13 protein-coding genes are annotated in these 21,888 nt (G+C 45.2%); all 13 read right to left on the bottom strand.

Annotated elements, in window-relative coordinates; translation table 11 throughout:
- Positions 1 to 3 precede the first annotated feature (3 nt).
- Positions 4 to 1,563 carry a SusD/RagB family nutrient-binding outer membrane lipoprotein gene (locus FW774_RS12790; protein WP_149348592.1) on the bottom strand — a complete coding sequence of 520 codons (1,560 nt, stop codon included), beginning with the start codon at positions 1,561 to 1,563 and terminating at the stop codon, positions 4 to 6.
- Positions 1,564 to 1,663: 100 nt separating this feature from the next.
- Positions 1,664 to 5,128, bottom strand: coding sequence for a SusC/RagA family TonB-linked outer membrane protein (locus tag FW774_RS12785; RefSeq protein ID WP_242457819.1), 3,465 nt, complete (start codon positions 5,126 to 5,128; stop codon positions 1,664 to 1,666).
- Between the two features lie 196 nt (positions 5,129 to 5,324).
- Positions 5,325 to 6,584: a FecR family protein gene (locus tag FW774_RS12780; protein ID WP_149348590.1), complete on the bottom strand. Its 1,260-nt coding sequence runs from the start codon at positions 6,582 to 6,584 to the stop codon at positions 5,325 to 5,327.
- 304 nt (positions 6,585 to 6,888) lie between these two features.
- Positions 6,889 to 7,671 (bottom strand): prolyl oligopeptidase family serine peptidase, encoded by a 783-nt coding sequence (locus FW774_RS12775; protein WP_149348589.1) that lies wholly within the window; start codon positions 7,669 to 7,671, stop codon positions 6,889 to 6,891.
- An 88-nt stretch (positions 7,672 to 7,759) separates the two neighbouring features.
- The gene (gene bglX / locus FW774_RS12770; RefSeq protein ID WP_149348588.1) at positions 7,760 to 10,045 is read right to left on the bottom strand and encodes a beta-glucosidase BglX; all 2,286 of its coding nucleotides are present in this window, start codon (positions 10,043 to 10,045) and stop codon (positions 7,760 to 7,762) included.
- 86 nt (positions 10,046 to 10,131) lie between these two features.
- Positions 10,132 to 11,487 (bottom strand): glucoamylase family protein, encoded by a 1,356-nt coding sequence (locus FW774_RS12765; RefSeq protein WP_149348587.1) that lies wholly within the window; start codon positions 11,485 to 11,487, stop codon positions 10,132 to 10,134.
- A 192-nt stretch (positions 11,488 to 11,679) separates the two neighbouring features.
- Positions 11,680 to 12,567, bottom strand: a complete 888-nt coding sequence (locus tag FW774_RS12760; protein WP_149348586.1) for a LamG domain-containing protein — start codon at positions 12,565 to 12,567, stop codon at positions 11,680 to 11,682.
- An 18-nt stretch (positions 12,568 to 12,585) separates the two neighbouring features.
- Positions 12,586 to 14,127, bottom strand: coding sequence for a RagB/SusD family nutrient uptake outer membrane protein (locus FW774_RS12755; RefSeq protein ID WP_149348585.1), 1,542 nt, complete (start codon positions 14,125 to 14,127; stop codon positions 12,586 to 12,588).
- A gap of 26 nt (positions 14,128 to 14,153) precedes the next feature.
- Positions 14,154 to 16,595 carry a SusC/RagA family TonB-linked outer membrane protein gene (locus tag FW774_RS12750; protein ID WP_262714442.1) on the bottom strand — a complete coding sequence of 814 codons (2,442 nt, stop codon included), beginning with the start codon at positions 16,593 to 16,595 and terminating at the stop codon, positions 14,154 to 14,156.
- A 15-nt stretch (positions 16,596 to 16,610) separates the two neighbouring features.
- Complete coding sequence (locus tag FW774_RS20665; protein ID WP_242457817.1) at positions 16,611 to 17,177, bottom strand: carboxypeptidase-like regulatory domain-containing protein; 567 nt, start codon at positions 17,175 to 17,177, stop codon at positions 16,611 to 16,613.
- Between the two features lie 250 nt (positions 17,178 to 17,427).
- On the bottom strand, positions 17,428 to 20,322 hold the full coding sequence (locus FW774_RS12745) for a triple tyrosine motif-containing protein (protein ID WP_149348584.1): 2,895 nt from the start codon (positions 20,320 to 20,322) through the stop codon (positions 17,428 to 17,430).
- 438 nt (positions 20,323 to 20,760) lie between these two features.
- Positions 20,761 to 21,132 carry a DMT family protein gene (locus FW774_RS12740; protein ID WP_149348583.1) on the bottom strand — a complete coding sequence of 124 codons (372 nt, stop codon included), beginning with the start codon at positions 21,130 to 21,132 and terminating at the stop codon, positions 20,761 to 20,763.
- A gap of 146 nt (positions 21,133 to 21,278) precedes the next feature.
- On the bottom strand, positions 21,279 to 21,887 hold the full coding sequence (locus FW774_RS12735; RefSeq protein ID WP_149348582.1) for a hypothetical protein: 609 nt from the start codon (positions 21,885 to 21,887) through the stop codon (positions 21,279 to 21,281).
- Between the last annotated feature and the right edge of the window lies 1 nt (position 21,888).

Here is a 21,888-nt window from a genome sequence, read left to right as displayed (position 1 = left end):
TCATTAAGGTTTTTGCCACCAAACCAGGCTATTGATATTATCGCCGCCCATATTAGCTGCCGCTTTACTGTAATTTGTGGGGTTAGCCGACTGTAAATAAGTAGGGTAATTTAAGCGGGCGGGCATTTTACCGCCATTTTGCAAGCCGGCGCCCTTTGGTAAAATGGGGTGTCCGGTACGGCGGTACTCAAACCATTGCTGAAAATCTGTAATAAACAGGCAAAAATACTTTGGCAGCAGGATACGCTCCATTTTACTATCCCCGGTGGTTGCATCTAACGGCAAGGCATCATTCCACTCAAGACCCGCATTGGAAATATAGCTGGTAAACTCCGCACCTGTTATGTTGGTGCTAAAATTGGGAACCCAGTAATTGATGGCATTGGCAATACCTTTATAATAATGTTCTGACGCCGAACCGCTAACCCAGCCTTTCGCTATAGCTTCGGCCTTTATAAATTCTACTTCGGCACAGGTCATGAGAATACCGGTCAAAGGGCTTGTCTGCAAAGAAAATTCAGAATTGCTGCTGGAATAGAAATAGGATTGCCGCATATCTACTGTTCCGGGCACGTATCCGCTTTCTATACCTACCAGGCCATTTCCTCCCGGGGCAATGCCTAACCTGTTGCGGGAATTATGCCCGTATTGGTTTGTCAGGTCTATCCTCGGGTCATGCCACTCATTTAGCTTCTGCATGAAGAAGTAAGCTAATGCTACCAGGGGAAAATCCGCTTCCTTGTACTGCATCACATAGGGATTGGTAAAGGGATCCTGGACATTCGTTCCTCCTGTCCATTTAAGAACGGCGGACTCATTATTGGAAGTGAACACCGGGTATTTTGAAGGATTATCCTGTATGATCTCCTTTATTTTGGCTATTACTTCTGATGAAACCTCTGCTTTTGCAGACACCCGTAAAAGCAGCCTGAGATACAAGCTGTTACCAAATTTCCGCCATAAACTGATATCGCCATGATAAACCGGGTCGCTTGACGGTACTACTGCCGCGGTACTTCCGGATAATAAGGTATTGGCTTCTTCCAGCTTGCTGAATAAAGCTTTGTAAATATCTTTCTGACTATCAAAAACAGGTTCTACTAAACCGGTTTTGCCCTGGTTGGCCTCCGTGAAGGGTACATCGCCATAAGAATCGGTCAGTAAGGAAAATACCCACGATTCTAATATCCGGGAAATACCTTTATAAGAATCATTCTGATGCTCGGGTGTAGACGCAATATCATATATATCCTTGATATTGGTAAGCTCAGAATACCAGCCATTCCAGGTATAATCGGCATAGCTGGGCCTGAAATCATACCGGAACACCGCATTTTCATCATCGCTCATGGTAACGGTAACCTGCATCAACTCATTGCTAAATGTACGGTTACGAACAAGGTTCGTTTTCAGCAGGTTTACCAATGCCGGTGCCAACAATTTTTCCGGAGGCGAACTGATGATACCGATCGGATCGGTATTCTCCTTCTCAAATCCTTTATCGCACGCTGTAAAGCTGAACACAACGGATAGTATCAGCACAGTCGTTAAAATCTTTTTCATCTGGTTATTGTTTAATTTTTAATGGTCAGATGGAACCGTTAATGTTTAAAATCAACACTGTCCTGTGTTTGTTTTAATCATGCCGGCTTCATGCTTTTGCTTAATTAACGCCTATTACTAAGTTAAAACCATAGGTACGGGTTGATGGGAGCTGGCCAACTTCCATGCCTTGTACAATATCAGTACCGTTAAGCGTACCAAATTCCGGATCGAACATTGGCCACTTAGACCAGATAAAGAGGTTACGGCCATATACGCCCAGGGTTAAAGAAGACAGGCCGGTATCATAAAGCCATTTTGGCTTGAATGTATAGCTCAGGCTGGCTTCTCTGAATTTAATAAAATCGGTTTTATAGGTAGCTCCCTCTCCGTTTGCAATACCCATCATGTTAACATAGAAATTCCTGATATCCATGGCCATGGTAGTATTGGGGCTAAACGAACCATCCGGGTTTTGTACCACGCCGTTACCGGTAATGCCGCTATACCTTCCCGGCAGGGTAGCGGAAAGTTTTCCCAGATCGGCCAGGCGGGCATGGGTATAGGAGTGCCCTACAGCGCCGTACTGACCATCAAACAATACATTGAGCCTGAATTGCTTGTACTTAAATTCACTGCCAATGCTTCCCTTATATTTTGGTATGGTATTGCCGAGGTACACCTGTGTGGTGGTAAGCAGGGGAAAACCTGTAGCAGCATCGTAGATCACCTGCCCATCGGGAGACCGCTGGTAACCTATACCATACATATCTCCCATGCTGCCGCCAACCTTGGCCACAATGGTGGTTCCGCCTGCACCTGTACGCAATACTACCGTGGTATCTTTGTCGTTAGACAGGGCAACGATCTTATTTTTATTGGTGGAGAAGGTCATAAACATGGTCCACTTAAAGTTTTTGGTGCTCACCGGGGTTCCGTTAAGAGCAACCTCAAAACCCTTGTTATCAATCTGCCCCGCGTTGATGATTTGCCGGGTATAGCCCGATGAACGATCGACAATACGCTCCAGTATCTGGTTCTTGGTATTGCCGGTGTACCAGGCCACATCAGCACCTAAGCGGTTTTTGAAAAATCGCAGGTCTGCTCCTACCTCGTATGTTGTTGTTTTTAACGGTTTAAGGTCGGGATTGGGGATAATTGTCGGATTTTGTAACGAACCGTCCGGATATGGCGTTGTATTTTTTGCAGCCAGCTGATACAGGTAAGCGGTACGATACGGCGTAGTGCCGCCGCTACCTACCTGCGAAGCCGAGAACCTGAGCTTTGCCAGATCAACCGCTTTAGGCAGCTTAAAATACTCTGACGCGATAAAGCTCAAACTTGCCGAGGGATAGAAAAACCCAACATTATCGGTACGGTACGGTGTTGCCAATACACTGCTCCAGTCTTGCCGGCCGGTAATATCCAGGTAGAGGTAATTTTTATAGCTTCCTGAAAATAACCCATAAAGACTGTTAATGCTAAACCGGCTGGTGTCTGGGATAGATATCAAAGCGTTGGTAGCATTATCAAAGCTATAGATGTTGGGTATGGTTAAGCCATTGGCCTGGAGTTCCTGCTTATTATAGCGGTTTTTCAGCATGCTGCCGCCAACAGAAGCCGTGAGCTGGAAATCCTTGCTCAGCTTTTTATCATACTTCAGCAAAAAATCTCCTGTATATTCCTTGGCCCTGATATCCTGCGTACGATAAGCTCCGGTAGGAAGATTACTTGCCGTCCAGGGACGTTGTTGCCAGCGGTTATCTTTCGCGTAATCTAACGAAGCTCTAAGTTGCAGGCTTAATGCTTTTGTAAAGCTGTAGTTTACCTGGGCGTTCCCGGTAAGTCCGTTACGGTTCGTACCATTTATAAACTCATACGATATGGCATAAGGATTTTCGGGAGCCGTTGTAAAGATATCTTTTAACGCCATGTATTCCTGACCAGGCACCCAGTAATTGCGATACCAGTTAACATCGGCATTGGGTAACTGATAAATGAACGCATACATTACCGACTGGTTGCCATATCCCATAGCTGGCAGGTTATCGCTATGCTTATTGGTGTAATTGGCCTTAATTGCCAGGCTAAGTTTTTTGGTGATCTTGGTATTGGTTGATAATGAAAAATTGGTACGATCATATCCGGTATTGGGAATGATCCACGAATTATCGGCATGTGTTGCCGACAAGCGGTAGCTGGTGGTTTTAAAACCGCCGTTAAGGCTGATGGAGTTGGTTAATGTTTTACCGGTGTTAAAAAAATCACGGAATGAGTTGGTATAAGGAACCCAGGGTGTTGGCTCGGTACCCTTTGTTCCGGTAACCGGATCGTACTGATAAAAAGACTGTCCGTTAAAACGAGGCCCATAGGCTGCACTGGTGTTAGAGCCGAGGGTTGTGTTATAGGTATAGGTTTCTTCCCCGTTTAATCCTCCTCCATACTCGTATTGCATATCGGGCCAGCGGTTCACGCTTTCAAGCGAGCCGTTTGAGGTTACCGTGATCTTGACACCTTTCTTCTTAGCACCGCCTGATTTGGTGGTTATAATTACCGCACCGTTAGCACCACGCTGTCCATACAAGGCTGCGGCTCCGGGCCCTTTTAACACGGTAACACTTTCTATATCTTCAGGATTGATATCGTTTATGCTGCTGCCAAAATCGGTTGGCATAACACCCGTAGCATCGGCTAAACCGGCATCACCGCCGCCGGTGGCAGTACGGCGTCCGCTACTACTGTTAAGAACAACTCCGTCAACAACAATCAGCGCCTCATTTTCCCGTTCGTCAAGATTATTTTGTCCACGTAAGATGATCTTATTTGAGCCTGTTGGACCGCCATTCGACCGTATCATATTTAATCCGGCCACTTTTCCGGAAAGGGCGTCAATCCAGTTCCCGGAAACAGCATCGGTAAGCTGTGTGCTGTCTATTTTGGTAATGGCATATCCCAGCGCTTTTTCTTCGCGTTTAATACCCAAAGCGGTAACTACTACTTCGCTGATGGCCTGTACATCTTCTTCAAGCGGGATACTGATATTCGTACTGTTACCTACCGTGACCTCTTTTGCTTTAAAACCAATATAGGTTATTTGCAGTACATCGCCAGCACTCACACCCGATAGACGAAACATGCCGTTCACATCCGTTTGGGTGGCATTATTGCTGCCCTTTACCCGTACGCTGGCCCCGGCAAGCGGCTGGCCCTGCTTATCGACCACCTTGCCTCTTATATCAATAAACAACCGCTCTGGTACAGGAAAAAGATTTTTACCACGCTTCTGTAATTCATCATTTCGCTTAACTACTACGGTACGGTTTGAAACTACATACGTAAGCGGCTGACCGGTAAAACATTTATCCAGCACTTCTTCTATACTGGCGTTGTTTAATGATACGGTAACGGGCTGCGCTTCTTTAATCATTTGAATGTTGTAAAAGAAACTGTAGCCTCCCTGTTTTTTTATTTCTTTGAATATTTTTTCAAGCGGGGCATTTTTTGCCGTTATTGAAAGCTTCTGAGCATATCCTATGGCATTTGCCTGTAAGAATACTGCGACCATAAAAACAAAGGTTAATTTCATAATCAGCAGTGTTTTGTTTAGTTTATCATTCCATAAACCACATTTACAATGCGTGTAAATTTTCATACATTTGAATAATTTGGGTTAAGTTTATAATGCTATGAATTGCTTATACTGTAAACAGGCTCAAATTTTTCCGGGGAGCGTGGCAGCGCTCCCTTGTTTATTTTTTATGCTCCTGTTATGCTGGCTGGTTCTATTTCATTACCATAATCTTCCTCCCTTCTATTTTAAAATGAACCACATCGGTCAGCTCCATAATTTTGAGCACTTCTGAAACTTTTTCAAAACGCGATACGCTTCCGTTAAACGTGAGCTTTGAGCTAACGCCTTCGCTGTATTGCACATCAACATCATACCAACGGGCAATTTTGCGCATAATGCTTTCAATATTTTCGTCGTTAAACAGGAAATACCCGTTCTTCCAGGCCACAGCCTCATCGGTATCTACATTTTTTAAGGCTATATTTCCCGATACAGGGTTATAGGTTGACTGTTGTCCGGGTTTAAGCCTCACCCCATCATCAAGATTTGAGATTTGAGATTTGAGATTTGAGACTTGTCCCATAGCATTCTTTTGGAGAGGCTTGAGATTTGAGACTTTTACACTTCCTTCCAACAGCGTTGTTTTTATAACTTCCTCATCAGGATAAGCATTGATGTTGAAGTGTGTGCCTAATACTTCTACCTGCTGGCCATTAGCCTTTACAATGAAGGGAACTCTTTTACCTTCGGCCTTACCACCTTCCACCTTTTTAGCTACCTCAAAATAGGCTTCGCCGGTAAGCTCTACTATACGTTCTTTACCGGGGAATGAGGTTGGGAAACGTAATGATGACATCGCATTAAGCCAAACCTTTGTACCATCGGGCAAAACAACCTGGTATTCGCCTCCGGTTGGTGTTGTAACGGTGTTATACTTTACGGATACAGAACTTTTTGCCGGATTGAGCTGGTATAGTACCTGACCATCTTTTTTGGTAATACGGGCGTTATACTCTTGTTTTATTAACCCGTTTGCCTGCTGATCTAATGTAATTACAGAACCATCAGAAAGTGTAAGCATAGCCCTGTTTCCACCCGGCTTAATATCCCGGTAGGTATTTGCTGCTAAGCGCTGCTGCTGTTTGCGCTTGACGATCAATGCAGCATATCCCGCAACCAGAAATAAGGCAACAGTGGCAGCATATTTTAAAAGATTTAGTCTGCGGGCTGAAGCCGGTTTTATGGTATTTTTTAATTTTGTTAGTGCCGCCCCGGTATCTACGTCAGAAAAAAAGCGTAGCTCATCCTGCAATTTCCTCTTGTCCTGGAGTGTATCAAATAACTCCGCATGCTGCGGATTTTCTGCAAGCCACGCATCCAATGCCGCTTCTTCCTGAGGCGATAACGGCTCGTTTTGTAACCGCTTTAGTATTAATCCTGCTTTTTCAAGCGCTTCTTTATTCTTATCCATGCGTAATACTATTAAGAAACCTTAAACTGAAAAAAGGGTGGAATGAAAATTATTTTTTTTGAAACACCTGGCAATTGCCCGGATACGCCACTATAAGGTGCGTACCTATGGCACTATTAAGAAGCAATACCAATGGGTTGCCCCTGAGGGCAAAATATAGGTTTACACGCACTTACAAAGCGGTTGTGCCTACGGCACATGCGTTCTTCCTGATATTATAATTAAGAATTACCTCCGATGAGCTCACGCCCGGTTAAAAGCCAATTAAAGAAATTAAAGATATATTATCGTTACATCTAAATGATCAGTGCGAAAATAACCAATGCAGCAAATCCGGCTCGGCAAGAGCCGCATCCCAACTGTTATGATTGGCATTCGGGTAAACGGTATACTTAACCGGCTCACTGTATTGTTTCAGTTGATCAACCACGGCCCGCGAAGCTGCCGGCGGCACAATATCATCTTTTGCACCATGAAATATCCATAAAGGAACTTTCCGGTACCGGCGGACGTTCGCCGGGTTATCGCCGCCGCAAATGGCAAAGGCAGATGCAAACCAATAGGGTTTCCGCCTCAATAGCTCAAATGTTCCCATACCGCCCATCGATAAGCCGCCGGCGTACACGCGGGACTTATCCACGAAAGGTTTATCCCGTAATTGCTTCATAAGCTTTAAAACCAGCTTCATGGCTGATGTTGGCGGTCCGCCTTTCCGGAAGTCAAAATATCGCTTGCCGGCACTATCGGTAGTGATATGCACATTAGACCAGTAACTGGTTTTAGGACATTGGGGAAATACGATAATGGCCGGGTAATTGGCTCGTATCGAATCCCTGAGAAACAGGTCGGCTCCGTGTACCAGCTGCGATTGATTATCGGTACCGCTTTCTCCGCGGCCATGCAAGAATACCAGTAAGGGATATTTGCGATTCGCGTCAAAATGCCGTGGAAACAATATCCTGTAAGGCAATGTATCTTTACCGGATACGAATGTGCTTTTCTCATAAAAATCCCGGTTCTGGGCATTGACCGCATTCAGCAAACCGGCTGCAATGAATAAAAGAATAGAAAATGATTTTAGTTGCATTACTGTTAATTAGGCAGGGGCTTTTTAGCTTCTTAACGTAACATCTATGCGAAACTTCGTGAAAAGATAACAACATCTAAAACCAAGTTTATTTCAATGTAAACGAGGCTTCCTGCACATCCCTGCTATTTGTTCCGATAAATATCTTAAAATCGCCGGGTTCGGCTACATAGTTCAAGCTATTATTATAAAACTTTAAATCGTTAACACTGATATTAAACGTTACTTTCCTGCTTTCGCCTTTTTTCAGGAAGATCTTTTCAAAGCCTTTAAGTTCCTTTACCGGACGGGTAATGCTTCCTACCATATCGCGAATGTATAACTGAACCACTTCTTCGCCATCAAAATTACCGGTATTGGTAACGGTTACGCTTGCCTGCAAGGTTTGCGTACCGGTAAGTGTTGCAGCACTCAGCGTTACCGGCGAATATATAAAGGTAGTATAGCTTAAGCCATAACCGAACGGGTATAAAGGTTCATTCGGACTATCGATATACCGTGATTTGTACTTATCCATAAGATCGCCGGAATAAGGCCGGCCGGTATTTTTATGATTGTAGTAAATGGGAATTTGGCCCACGTTATGTGGAAACGTGGCAGTTAATTTACCTGAGGGATTATAATTGCCGGTAAGTACGTTGGCTATGGCGTTACCGGCTTCAGTTCCGGCAAACCAGGTTTCAAGAATGGCTGATACGTTGGCATCTTCCCATTCCAGCGTTAAAGGCCGGCTGTTCATGAGCACCAATACAACCGGTTTTCCGGTAGCGGTAACGGCTTTGAGCAATTCTTTTTGGTTGGGTAACAGATCGAGGCTGGTGCGACTGGTAGCCTCGCCTCCCATCAGGGCACTCTCTCCCAATACAACCACCGCGACATCGGCTTTCTTTGTAGCTGAAACAGCATCCCGGATCAATTCTTCCGGTGATCTTTTGTCGGGAACAATATCAGCGCCGTTATGGTTGATCTGTTTCAGGATCAGCGGATCATCAACCAGGTTTGCACCCTTCGCATAAGTAATATCCAGTTGCGGAGCCACATTTTTTAAGCCTTCCAGAATGCTTACGGCTTTTTGCCAGTCGCCGGCAGCACTCCAGTTACCGATCATATCACGGCGGTTATCTGCCAAAGGCCCTATCAGCGCTATCCTGGCCGATTTTTTTAACGGCAATACCTGCTTATCGTTTTTAAGCAAAACCAGCGAACGTTCGGCGATCATCCGGGCATCCGCACGATTTTGCGGTGTCAGAATTTCGGTTGCGGCACGTTGCTCATTAATATATTTATAAGGATCACTGAACAAGCCCAGCTTATATTTGGCTTCCAATATCCGGCGACAGGCCCGGTCAATATCGGCTATGCTGATCTTCTTCTCGTTAAGCGACTGCTTTAATGTGGTCAGAAAACCTTCGCCCACCATATCCATATCCACACCAGCTTTAAGCGCCAGTACGCTTACCTGCTGTAAATTACCCAGTCCATGCGGAACCAGCTCGTTAATGCCGGTATAATCGCTCACCACAAAACCGCTAAAGCCCCATTGTTTTCTAAGCACATCGGTAAGCAGCCACTTATTGGCTGTTGCCGGAACACCGTTAATATCGTTGAACGAGCTCATCACACTGGCTACTCCCGCGTTAACAGCGGCTCTGTAAGGCGGCAGATACTCGTTGTACATCCGGTTCAGGCTCATGTCTGTAGTATTGTAATCACGACCGGATTCAGCCGCACCGTACAAAGCAAAATGTTTCACACAGGCCAGTATGGCATCTTTACGGGTCAGACTATTGGTCTGGTAACCTTTTACCATAGCTTTGGCAATTAACGAACCCAGGTAAGGGTCTTCGCCCGAACCTTCGGACATACGTCCCCAACGCGGATCACGGGTAATATCCACCATGGGCGAGAATGTCCAGCTCAGACCGTCGGCGCTGGCTTCTTTTGCTGCAATACGGGCGCTTTTCTCGATCAGGCTCATATCCCAGGTACAGCTTAACCCAAGCGGGATAGGAAAGATGGTTTTATGCCCATGCACTACGTCGTAACCAAACAGCAAGGGAATTTTTAGCCGCGATTGTTTAACCGCAATGTCCTGTAACTTACGTACCGCCTGCGGAGTATAGGTATTGAACACTCCGCCAACCAGTCCTTTTTCAATTTTCTCATCAACGCCCTGGCTCAGTATCGGGCCGGTTACATCAAAACCTACGGATGGCAGGTTAAGCTGCCCGATCTTTTCGTCGACGGTCATTTTACCCATCAGGTTGCTGATGAATACCTGCATCTTCTTTTCTTCTGCCTGCGGCATTTTATTTTGCGCATAACCCAGGCTAACACAACCCAGCAAACAGGTCAGGATGGATGTATATTTCATGTTTTTAATGTTACAGGCTGCGAGTTATATGTTACGAGTTTGACTGCCCATAACCCGTAACACACAACCCGTAACCAAAGACTTTTTTAAATCTCCGGGCTCTGGAAACCCAGCTTCGTTAAGCCCTGCTTTACTTCGGGTGCGCTCATAAACAGTTTCCATAACAGGCCGCTGCGATGGTTTTCTATCATTACTACCATAGGCCCCTGGTCAATGCCCAGGTATCTTTTCGGGTACCAGTTATCGGTTTCGCTAAACGCATCGTAAAAGCCGTATTTTCCCCATACCTTATCACCCATATCTTCATACAAATGCCTGATAACCTTCATGGCTTCTTCCGGCGTGTACGGAATGGATGAGATGGCTGCCGTAGGCGATATCACACCCAAATCGCGATTTATGCTGTGCCCGGCATACCCGTTTACCGAATAGCTGGCCGTTAATCCCCATTCGTTTACGCCGTACCCTTTATAGCCTTTGGGATTAGACACGCAATAGGCATGTACAATGAGCGTGTGATTCCGGTTGTGCTCCCAGTAATCGGCATAGCGGTCTTTAAGTCCTTTGGGGTTTAAACCCAGGTACGAATAATGTGCCCAGAACAAAGGGCCAACGGAGCCTTTTGCGCCCTGGTGGTCTAATGTGATGCGATGCCCGTACAGCTCAAAGTCTGTTTTAATATCCCCGTTACGGGCCCAGCCTTCGTGGTATACTTCGGCCGGAACGCCATATTTTGGCGATGAAGCGGCCAGCACGTACATAATGAGACACTCGTTATATCCCTTTACGGGGAAGTTCATCTGCCAGTCGTAATTTGGCGACCAGTGCCAGTACAGGATGTTTTGCCCGTTACGATACCAGCTGAAATCAATAGCCTGCCAGAGCTGGTCGGCTTTAGCGGCCAGCGACTTTTCTGCCGCTGTGCCGTTGGCAAAATATTGCCGTACGCAAATAAGCGCCTGCGCTACAAACGAGCTTTCTACCAGGTCGCCGCCGTCATCTTTTGCAGAAAAGGGTTTTACTTTACCGGTTTCACCATACATCCAGTGCGGCCAGGCGCCATGAAAGCGATCGGCTTTGCCCAGGAAATCCATAATTTTAGCCAGGCGGGCAACACCTTCATCCCTGCTGATATAATTTCTGTCGATAGCGCTGATCATGGCCATAATGCCAAAACCTGTAGCTCCGGCAGCAACTACATTCGCGTCATTTTGAGGATAATTTCCATCGATATGAATGCGTTCGCGGGCTGCTCCCGAATTAGGTTCGGCGCCATCCCAGAAATACTGAAATGTTTGCTTTTGCACCAGGTCAAGCAGTTGTTCATCGCTCAAACCTTTTTTAATCCCTGTATCAACAGCATCCTGTTTTACAGATGAGCGGCTACAGGCTGTAAACGCCGTGACTGTAAAAGCAACAAAAAGGGATAGGGTTATTTTCATTATGTATTATTATGTGTTTAATTCTATCAATGCCTGGATAAAAGGTGTCTAAAAGGCAACAGGACTGTATTTACAGTTACACTGAATAAGATTGCTTCGCTGTGCTCGCAATGACGCTCCTATTATCGTCATTGCGAGGAGGAACGACGAAGCAATCTCCAAGCATGCTGGTTGCGACTTTTCAGACACCCTTTATTTACCTGCCAGCCCTAAATTGTATAACGCTTTTATGTGGGCATCAGGCAGCACCATGTCATATATTCTTATCTCATCAATGCTACCGGTCATAGCAGCAAAATCGGCGTTAGTACTTACAGCTTTACCCGGAATTACATTGTAATTCCCGCCAATAATAAATTCGCCGGGCTCGTATGCTTTGAACAGATTATTTCCTGTGCCCCGGCTGTTGTAAGAACCAATGTCAACGCCATTTGCCCACTCTTTAAATGTACCCGAAGTGCTGTCATAAGTCAATACCAGGTGTGTCCATACGTTCGCCCCGATCTTTGGCGAAAGTGTGGCATTCAGGTTATCCTGGGAGCCACCGCCAACGGTAGTAAACCTGGGTGCAACCTTTAAAATATCGGTATTTGAGGCGGGATAGCTGTTGGTGTTCAGCCTGAAATCCAGGCTGCCGTCAAAAATACCGGGCCGTGCTAACTGCATTACCATAGTTTTCTTCGACCCGTTATTGGTGATCTGTATCCAGACACTTATGGTAAAATTTTTCAGCGAATCGGTTTTAAATGCTCCGAATTGTTTTGCATAATACAGGTAGCCGGCGCTCAGCTTGATCGCCTTTCCTCTTACACCGGTAATAAATGCATCGTTGGCGGTTTGCGTAGGTGCAGTGCCTGATTTGATCTCATTTTTAGTATCATCAAACGACCAGTAAGCCTTTAAATGGCCAGGATATATTTGCTCTGAGTTATCATAACCGTCAACTTTCCCTTCGTAGGCGGCAGGATCTACACCAGGCAGATTATTGGGATTATCGCTTTTCTTACAGGAAGAAAAGAGGAGGGCGCAAACGGCAGTGCTGTATGCCAAACGCCCGATATATGAATTTAAACGTTTCATGTTATACCATTTTTAGAATTAATAGCCAAAATTCTGTGTTAATACGCCTTTGCTTAAATCGATCTGGGTTTGCGGAATGGGCAACAGGTTATCCCGCGGAGCGGTAAAGTTCGGTCTTCCGGCGGCGTGCAATACTTCGGTAGCAATGCCCCAGCGCACCAGGTCAAAAAAGCGATCGTACTCCATGGCCAGCTCAACGTGACGTTCACGGCGTATGGCATCGCGTAAAGCGCCCTGGTCTGTTGTAGTAATATCAGGCAAGGTGCCAGCCACAGCTCCGATCCTGGCCCTTGCCCGAACACTGTTTAAGGCATTCCGTGCAGCGGTAATATTATCCGTACCGCCCACTTCATTTGCAGCCTCGGCATACATCAGCACCACATCGGCGTAGCGCAACAAGCGGATATTCATCCACCTGCCGGCCTTATTATTATAAGCGGCCCGGTAAGCCGGATTGGTATAGGCTTTGTGATTATAAATCGGATTAGTCCAGGTTGTTGGCGTAATCTCCCCATATACGGTTTTATAGGTTGTAGTAGCCGTGCTTCTATACAAAAGTGTCCGGGCCTTACGCGGATCATTGGCCTCGTACGCATTTTCAAGATAAGTGTTCGGTACATTCCAACCGTAGCCTAAATTCCAGTCGCCCGATGCCCGTACACCCTGCCACTGGGTAATTTCAGCGCCATTTTTGGTAGGTTCCTGTGCACTCGCCGTTGCCTGAACTTCAAAAACAGACTCCTTACTGTTTTCGCCGGATTCACCAAATATCTTATCGTATGACGTGCTTAGATCATATTGTCCCGAGGTCATGACCAGGTTAGCTGCATTCATTGCAGCGGCCCATTTTTGCTGGGTGAGGTACACTTTAGCCAATAAGCCGTTTGCTGCGCCGCTGGTAAGCCGTCCAATAAATTTCTTATCCCAGCTTGGCGGCAGGTTGGTAGCGGCAAACCGCAGGTCGTTCTCAATAAAGGCATAGATCTGTGCCGGTGAGCTTTGCGGAACGTTGATCTGATCAACTGATAATAAGGTATCAATTAACGGAACGCGTCCCCACAAACGAACCAGGTTAAAATAAGCGTATCCCCGTAAAAAACGGGCTTCTGCCATAGACTGCGTTTTTTGAAGATCGGTAGCCACAATGGTCGTATTATTCCTTACCTGGTCTATCACCCTGTTACATTTGGTTATTAAATTGTAATAACCAGTCCACATGCCGTTAAGAAACGAATTGCTGGCCTGCACCGGGAAAAAATCAAAGGGATCGCCATTGGCCGGGTTATCGGTAGAAACGCTGCCCTTATCGGCATCATCGCCGCGTACGCTGGTTGCCAGGAAGAAAGCGGTGCAATGCACATCATAAGAGCGCAAATCATCATACGCAGAGTATAAATATACATCGTAAGGGCCGGAACCGCCCGGATAAGGGTAATTATCTACGGTATATACGCCCTGTCTTTCTGTATCCAGGAATTTCTTGCATGCAGTGAAAGAAAACATCAGCATCATGCTTAATGCTACCAGGATAACCTTTTCAGTTTTAAATATTTTTTTCATCTTATTCAGATTTTAAAGAATGTTCGTTAGAAAGTTACGTTCAGGCCAACCGAATAAACAGCAGGTATAGGATAGATGCCGTTATCGGCACCGCTGGCCAATATGTTGGATATCTGGGCCTCGGGCGTGTAGCCGCTTACCCGGCTCCAGGTTTTTATATTCTGGCCGCTAACATAAATCCGCAAGGCCTGAATACCTATTTTAGAGATCATCGCCCGGTTAAAGGTATAGCCTAACTGAACATTACGCAGGCGGAAATAGCTGCCTGATTCCAGGTAATAGGTGCTAAAGAGCAGGTTATTACCTCTTGCGTTAATAATAGGCTCGATATTGGTAGAACCGGGGCCTGTCCATGCGTTTAAGCGGTTACTTTCATAGCTTAAAGGCGCAAAGCTGGCTGTTCTGCGCTGCAGGTATATTTTATTACCGGCAACCCCCTGTCCATATACGTTCAGGTCAAAAGACTTGTAGGCTACCGAAAGGTTAAGGCCATAGCTATATGGAGGGAATGGCGTACCCAGGTAAGTACGGTCGGCAGGGGTGATCTCCCCGTTACCATCTATATCGGCATACGAGATATCGCCGGGCAAAGAAGTAGTCATGTGCGGGGTCTTATCCAGATCTGCTGTTGACTGGTAGATACCGGTTTGCACATACCCGTAAAAATAGCCTACCGATTTACCGGTCTCGGTAATATTTATACTACCATTATTTGTGATCTGAAAAGCACTGTTATTTCCTACTGAATTGACAATGTTCTTATTATAGCTGAAGCTTCCCGAAAGGCTATAGCTAAAGTCTTTCCCTATTTTATCGCTCCAGCCTAATGAAGCTTCTATTCCTTTATTGGTTAGTTTACCTAAGTTGGTAAAATAAGTTACCTGAGTGTTGGGCAATGTAAAGCTGGTTAAAATGCCATCAGTTGTTTTGTTATAGTAGTTCACTTCAACACTCAACCGGCTGTTTAGCGCCCGCACATCCATACCAATATCAAAACCCTGTACCACTTCCCAATGCAGCGCAGAGTCAGGTATATACGTGTAAGTAACCGAAGGGAACACATTTTCACCAAACACGGCTGCAGAAGACTGGGAAATAGTTTGCTGGTATAAGTTGGCATCCACACCGTTGGCATTGCCTAACCGGCCCCAGGCTGTACGCAATTTCAGGAAATCAATAAATTTGATATTATCCTTAAAGAAGCTTTCCTCGCTGGCTACCCATCCTAAACCAACGCTTCCAAACGTTCCCCAGCGGTTTTCGGGTGCAAACCTGGAGCTACCGTCGTGGCGGATGGTTGCGTTAAGCAGGTATTTATTTTTATACGCATAACTAACACGGCCAAACATACCCACGTTTGATTCCTCGGCACCGGTGCCACCGTTTGAGGTAATGTTGTCTTTTGAAATGATGTCCAGGTACCAAAGGTCAGGATCCCGCGGTACTTTCAATACCGAGTCGGTTCTTGAGCCGGTTAAATTTGTACTCGAGGTATACAGGGTGGTAAAGCCAACCATGGCGGTTAGACGGTGATCATCGTTAATTACCTTATCATACGTTAAGGTATGATCCTGCTGATATTTCCTGCTTTCGAACGCGGTCTGGCTTACGGATGTCCGGGCCGAATTATCAAAATAAGTTTCTGTCGGAGTAGCTCCCTCGCCAATATTTACAACCGTATAAGGCAAAGGTGTATAATTGCGGTTATTGTTGAAGCCCAGATCGGTATAAACGGTTGAGCGCCATGTAAAATCTTTTAAGAATTTAATTTCGGCAAACAGGCTTCCGTTAAAACGGTAGCCGCGGTCAATAGCGGTATTGCGGTTACGATCAATAGCATATACCACGTTGCCAACCTGCGCCCGCTGAAACGAAGGCATGGTATAGTACAGTCCATTTTCATTTTTTACAGGCACAATGGGCGCCGCGTAAATGGCTGTATTCAGGTTGGCAGCGGTAGGCTCATTACGCCAGTGATAACCGGTAAGATTACCTCCTACTTTAATGTTATCATTGATCCTGATCTCCTCGCTTAAGCGGGCGATATACTTTTTATAATTATTGTATTTCACTACACCGTCCTGGTCATTATAGCCGATATTGACCAGTGTAGTACTTTTATCGTTACTGTTAGAAATAGTTAGTGAATTGGTGGTGATGGCCGCATCCCTCAGTATTTCTTTCTGCCAGTTGGTATTGCCGTTATAGTTGGTAAAATCAAACGGAGCGGAACCGGCATTGGCTAATGCTGCCGAATAGAGCTTTTTAAAGCCTTCGGCGTCTACCACATCGATCAGCTTATCAACGTGCTGTACACCTGCCGTGCTTTGTAAGGTAACGGTAGTTTTTCCTCTTGCTGCCCGTTTGGTAGTAATGGCAATTACGCCATTAGCGCCCCGCATACCGTAAATCGCTGTAGATGAGGCATCTTTCAGCACATCGATGGTTTCAATGTCTGCCGGATTCAGATAATCGATATTATCCTAAAGGATCCCGTCTACTACATACAGGGGATCCGCATACTTGGTACTGGAAATACCCCTCAAACGTACGGTAGGCTTCGAGCCAGGCGACCCTGCATTGGTTATGGTCATACCCGGAACTTTTCCTTGTAAGGCAGCAACAGGATTTGTGGTGGTAAAACGCTCAATCTCTTCTCCCTGTACGCTGGCTATGGTACCGGTTAAGTCCTTGCGTTTTTGTGTTCCATAACCTACTACCACCACCTGCTCCAGGCTGGTAGCCGAAGTATGGAGGGCAACGTTCAGCGTTGTCTGGTTGTTCACAGCGATCTCCTGCGAAGCATAACCAATGTAACTAAACACCAGTGTGGCATTTCCGGGTACCGTGATGGTATACGTACCATCGGGACTGGTGGATGTTCCGGTGGTACCATCTTTTACCCGGACGCTTACGCCAATCAAGGTTTCATTGGTACCGGCATCAGTTACTGTTCCCCTTACAGTCAGGTTCTGCTGACCGTATGACAGGCTAACTACCAGCACTGAAAGTACCAGCAAAGCTGTCAGGTTAGTAAAAAATTTTCTCATAATAATGGCTTTAATTGGTTTTTAAAATCAAAACCGAAGTTGAAGTAAAAAGTTGACGCTTGTAGTACCTGTAAGCCTCATCTTTACTACATCAAATTGCAACTTGTGTACCTGAAACACTATGTTTCAAAACATGAAAAAAGCCTTTTAAAGGCCTAATAAGCCATTTTTAAACGAGTAAAAAGTTCAATCTGAATGATATATTGGAATATACACGGAGGGACCGCTATGAGAGGTAATGATGTAGTGCTTATAGCTCTATGAGAAACTCTACCAGGTTCTTATCATGCTCCAGGTTGAGCTTTTTCCGTAAACGGTAACGCCGTATTTCTACTCCGCGGACTGTAATGTTCAGCAGCGATGCTATTTCTTTACTGCTCATGTTCATTCGCAGGTAAGCGCATAGCTTTAAGTCGTTCGGCACCAGGTCGGGGTGACCGGCTTTGAGTTTTTTGAAGAAATTTTCGTGGGCTTCGTTAAAGCTTTTTTCAAACAGGTTCCAGTCGCGTTTGTCATTCAGGCCTTCATCAATTACTTTGTGAATTTTCCGGAGCTCATTATCTGACAGCTTTCCTTTGCTTTCGGCCTTTATGTTATGAAGCTCATTTTTTATTTTATGCAGCAACTCATTTTTAGATGCAATATTCATTGCCGAATTGGCTATCTCCCGGTTTTTTGATGCCAGGTCGGCCTGCAGCTGCTCATTTTTAAGGTGCATAATTTTCTGCTCATTCAAAATGGCTTCACGCTTCAGGTACTCTTCCTGCTCAATAATCAATTTTCGCTGAATTTCCTGCTGGTGCTGATGAAGCTTGGCATAGTAAACCCGCCTGAACACCAGCAACAGCACCACAATTAAAACCAGGTAAGCCAGCCAGGCCCATACGGTAGCATACCAGGGTGGCAATATGGTAAAGGCAACGGTTGAAATACCCGACAATATACTATCGTTTACTTTTGCTCTCACCTTAAAGACATAATTGCCCCGGCCCAGGTTGGTAAATTCTTTTTGCGATTGCGAGCTCCATTCAGACCATTGCTGCGAGTAACCTTCCAGAAAGTACTGGTACTTTACGGTTGATTGCCGGTAATAAGGCAATGCGTACTGTATCCGGATGTTATTTTCTGCAAACCGGATATTCCGGAGCCTGTCGCCGGCTCCGTTTTCGCTGATCAGGGTATTTCTGCCGGTAGTATTTTCTATTTTGCGTATCAATACGGCCGGTAATTGCAGCTTTTGCTCGCCGGTATCGCTGGCATTGAAAATCACAAACCCATCATCCACGCTGATGAGATATAGGGAGTTATTAATGCGGCTGATATTCTCATAATACTGCACCATCCTGTTTTCAAGCATGCTGAAACGCACAGAATCCATAGAGAATTTACCGGGATTACCGATATCGGCCAGAGCCACTTTACCATGATTAATGAACCAGTATTTGCGTGGCGTGGCAGGTATAATTTTATTGGATGATGCAAAGGAGCCCAGTTTCCTGTTCAGCGAAGTATAAGGATAGAAACGGTCGTTAATTTCATCGTACACGTAAAAACCGGCATCCGAAGAGAACACAATACGGCCTTCAAGGCTAAAAATGTTGATGTTATAGCTGCCGGGCAACCCATAATGCTCATCGTAATATTTTACGCTTTTTACCCGGCTGAAATCTTCATTCAGCGTGAGCTTGAAAATGCCTTTATAGGCGTGTCCCACCCATATTTGTCCCTTGCTGTCCTGCTCCACATATCGCGATGGCTGGTTAAATCCCGCTACTTTATGGGAGAATATCCAGCTTCCGGCTTTGTCTTTTTTATAGATCACCAGGCCGTTATAGGTTCCCTGTATAAGCAGATCGGGATGCAAGTACAGCTTTTTGATCACCCAGCCACCATTTACATCAGATATCCTGGTGATGGAGTTACCCGTTACCTTGTACGTTCCGTTGTTGTGACCGCAAAACAGTTGTCCGTCGAGCAGGGAGAGATCCCATACCTGTCCCTGGGAATTCTCAATCAGCCTGAAGTCAAACGACTGGAACAGGGATTGCTGCCCCGGATTTATGGCACTGTAAAACAATCCCTGATTGGTGCCCAGGTAAATATTGTTTTTGTAAATGATGCTGGAATAAACCGTGCCGAACCGGCCGGTTTTATCAAAGTAGTAATACAGGGACGAATTAGCTTCGATGCGGTCTACACCATTATCCAGGCCCGCCCAGATATTTTGACCATTATCGGTAAACAGGCTCAGCACCGTGTTATTCTGCAGGCCACTTTCCTTATTAATACGCTGCACAACATTTCCCTGCCGGTCAATAATAATTATTCCGTTCAGGATAGTTCCAAAAGCAAAATATTTATCAAGAACAACCGTACCATTATTAAGCTGGTAGGTGCGCAGGAAACTATCGGCCTGGGTTTTCCAGGGACGTATGCTTGTACCATCGTACAGAAACAATCCGTTTTTTGCCGTGCCGATAATGAAACCGGTATTGTCCGGGAGAATGGAGAGCACACCGCTATTGCCCAATAGCTCACTTCCGCGAATAAAACTTAACGATGTTCCTTTAAGCTCGAACAGGCCTTTACCAATAACCTCGGCGAAAAAGCGGTTGCCGGCTTTGAGCAAAAACAGGAAAGGACTGCCGGCCCGGATAACCTGCATTTTACCATGTTCATAACTGTATATCGCGGCAAATGATTGAAAAATGATCCGCCCGCCATCGGTATAAATTTTCCAGATCTCGTCATTAGGCTTATCCTTTGCGGGAATGAGGTTCACCAGCGAATAATACCGGAATATCCCGTGATTGTCATAGGCCCAATAACCCAGCTCGCCGAATCCGCCTACATAAACTTTCCCCTTTCCGTCGGCAGCCACGGCACGCACAATGAGCCGGTTCGGCATTTTATACAGCTGCCAGTAACGTCCGTCAAACGACAGCAAACCTTCGGCATTACCAAAATAAAGCACTCCCCGCTCATCCTTACTTACCGACCAGTTCTGGTTACCGGACTGGTAAACTGCTTTGGTGTAATTCTGCACATACGGTACGCCGATACTTTTAATATCTGCGGCCTGTGCCGACATCATCTTAAACATGACGGCCAGAAAACTTATTGAAAGGATGTGCTTTAGGTGCATGGTTAATTTACAATGCTCTAAGAAGCTGTTAAGTTTTATATAAAGGTTTTACAGGTTTAATTAATGGACGGTGAAGACACCGTCCATAGCTTCCTGCCGCTGCTGTCACCACCAGCAGCGCCGTATAACTTATCTTTTTCATTTTTAACAGCTTCTAAGATAAAATTAATCTCCCGAAACTAAATATAACAGTTTTTGACAATCAGGATAGTTGCTATTTTCTTATCTCTAAGTAACTGTGGATAGTATAAAAATTACCACCCATCCCCACCAGGCAATGAGCCCTGCCAGAAAAATCACTTTTATGAAAATCTATTCAAGGTAGGATAAAACAAGGCACATACAACTCACTCCCTGCTCACTCACCAGGAACAGATCGAAGAAAATCAGGATAAAATTTACTAAGATCGCTTCAGCTTAACACCCTTTCAACTTTTTTCACCACTTCTTAAAAATAAAAAACACCGCCAGGATGATCAGTGTAAAGCCTACCAGGTGATTCCAGGCGATCTTTTCGGTTTTAAAAACCAGCACAGTAAAGATCAGGAACACGGTAATGGAAATGGCTTCCTGCAATACTTTAAGCTGCAGGAGGTTAAACGGCCCGCCATTTTCTTTAAACCCGAACCGGTTGGCCGGAACCTGGAACACATATTCAAAGAAAGCGATGGCCCAGCTGATCAAAATAATGGCGACCAGCCCCAGGCTTCGGCTCCAGTCCATATCCTTAAATTTCAGGTGGCCGTACCAGGCCAGGGTCATAAATGTGTTGGATACCAATAGCAGGGCGACGGTAAATAATGCTCGCATGTATAAAATTGAAGATTAATATTCAAATAGGTTACATGACAGACGATGTTGGGGACGTATACGACTTACGTTCCAACCGGATAAACAGAGCTTAACCCGAATACTTTACTTATAAAGTGATCCAGACGTGATACACATCCCTGTTACTACAACATATTTCCGGCAATAATAACAACGCCATCCGTTTTACCCTCTATTGATTTAACACGCCCGGGCCTCCGGTCAATATCAAAACGATCATAGTAATCAATAGTTGTGTTACCAATGGTTTTCAGTTTCCCTGTTCTTTCGCTAAGCTCAAACTGATCGTAATATGTAATATTCACATTGCCTAACGACTTGATCTTCCCAAGATCCTCTTTTCTGTCGAACCGGTCATAATATTTAATGACCGTATTACCTACTGATTTTACCTTGCCATCAAGGTCGTCACCGTCAAAAATATCGTAATAATCTATATTTACACTATTCACCGATTTCAGCTTGCCAATTTTACTCCTGTTTGCAAACTGGTCATAATACATAATGCTCTCCCCGTTAAAACCAGTCTCACCTTTATTCAATAGGTTAAAAGATGATATATTCCCATCCCCATCTAACTTTATGGAAGCATCATCAAATAACAGCGTGATGCTTTTCAGGTTTGTATACGAGCCCGATAGCTTAATAATTGCTTTAGAAAAATCCTGTGCGTAGCAGGAATTTACAAGCGCTCCTGCAACTAAAAATAAAATAATACCTAATCTGATCCGCATC

The organism is Pedobacter sp. BS3 (assembly GCF_008274585.1).
In the GTDB taxonomy this organism is placed as follows: domain Bacteria; phylum Bacteroidota; class Bacteroidia; order Sphingobacteriales; family Sphingobacteriaceae; genus Hufsiella_A.
This window is presented reverse-complemented; position numbering and strand designations above follow the sequence as displayed.

Coding starts and splice junctions, on each gene's coding strand:
- FW774_RS12790 (WP_149348592.1), bottom strand. CDS start 1,563: ATGAAAAAGATTTTAACGACTGTGCTGATACTATCCGTTGTGTTCAGC.
- FW774_RS12785 (WP_242457819.1), bottom strand. CDS start 5,128: ATGAAATTAACCTTTGTTTTTATGGTCGCAGTATTCTTACAGGCAAAT.
- FW774_RS12780 (WP_149348590.1), bottom strand. CDS start 6,584: ATGGATAAGAATAAAGAAGCGCTTGAAAAAGCAGGATTAATACTAAAG.
- FW774_RS12775 (WP_149348589.1), bottom strand. CDS start 7,671: ATGCAACTAAAATCATTTTCTATTCTTTTATTCATTGCAGCCGGTTTG.
- bglX (WP_149348588.1), bottom strand. CDS start 10,045: ATGAAATATACATCCATCCTGACCTGTTTGCTGGGTTGTGTTAGCCTG.
- FW774_RS12765 (WP_149348587.1), bottom strand. CDS start 11,487: ATGAAAATAACCCTATCCCTTTTTGTTGCTTTTACAGTCACGGCGTTT.
- FW774_RS12760 (WP_149348586.1), bottom strand. CDS start 12,567: ATGAAACGTTTAAATTCATATATCGGGCGTTTGGCATACAGCACTGCC.
- FW774_RS12755 (WP_149348585.1), bottom strand. CDS start 14,127: ATGAAAAAAATATTTAAAACTGAAAAGGTTATCCTGGTAGCATTAAGC.
- FW774_RS20665 (WP_242457817.1), bottom strand. CDS start 17,177: ATGAGAAAATTTTTTACTAACCTGACAGCTTTGCTGGTACTTTCAGTG.
- FW774_RS12745 (WP_149348584.1), bottom strand. CDS start 20,322: ATGCACCTAAAGCACATCCTTTCAATAAGTTTTCTGGCCGTCATGTTT.
- FW774_RS12740 (WP_149348583.1), bottom strand. CDS start 21,132: ATGCGAGCATTATTTACCGTCGCCCTGCTATTGGTATCCAACACATTT.
- FW774_RS12735 (WP_149348582.1), bottom strand. CDS start 21,887: ATGCGGATCAGATTAGGTATTATTTTATTTTTAGTTGCAGGAGCGCTT.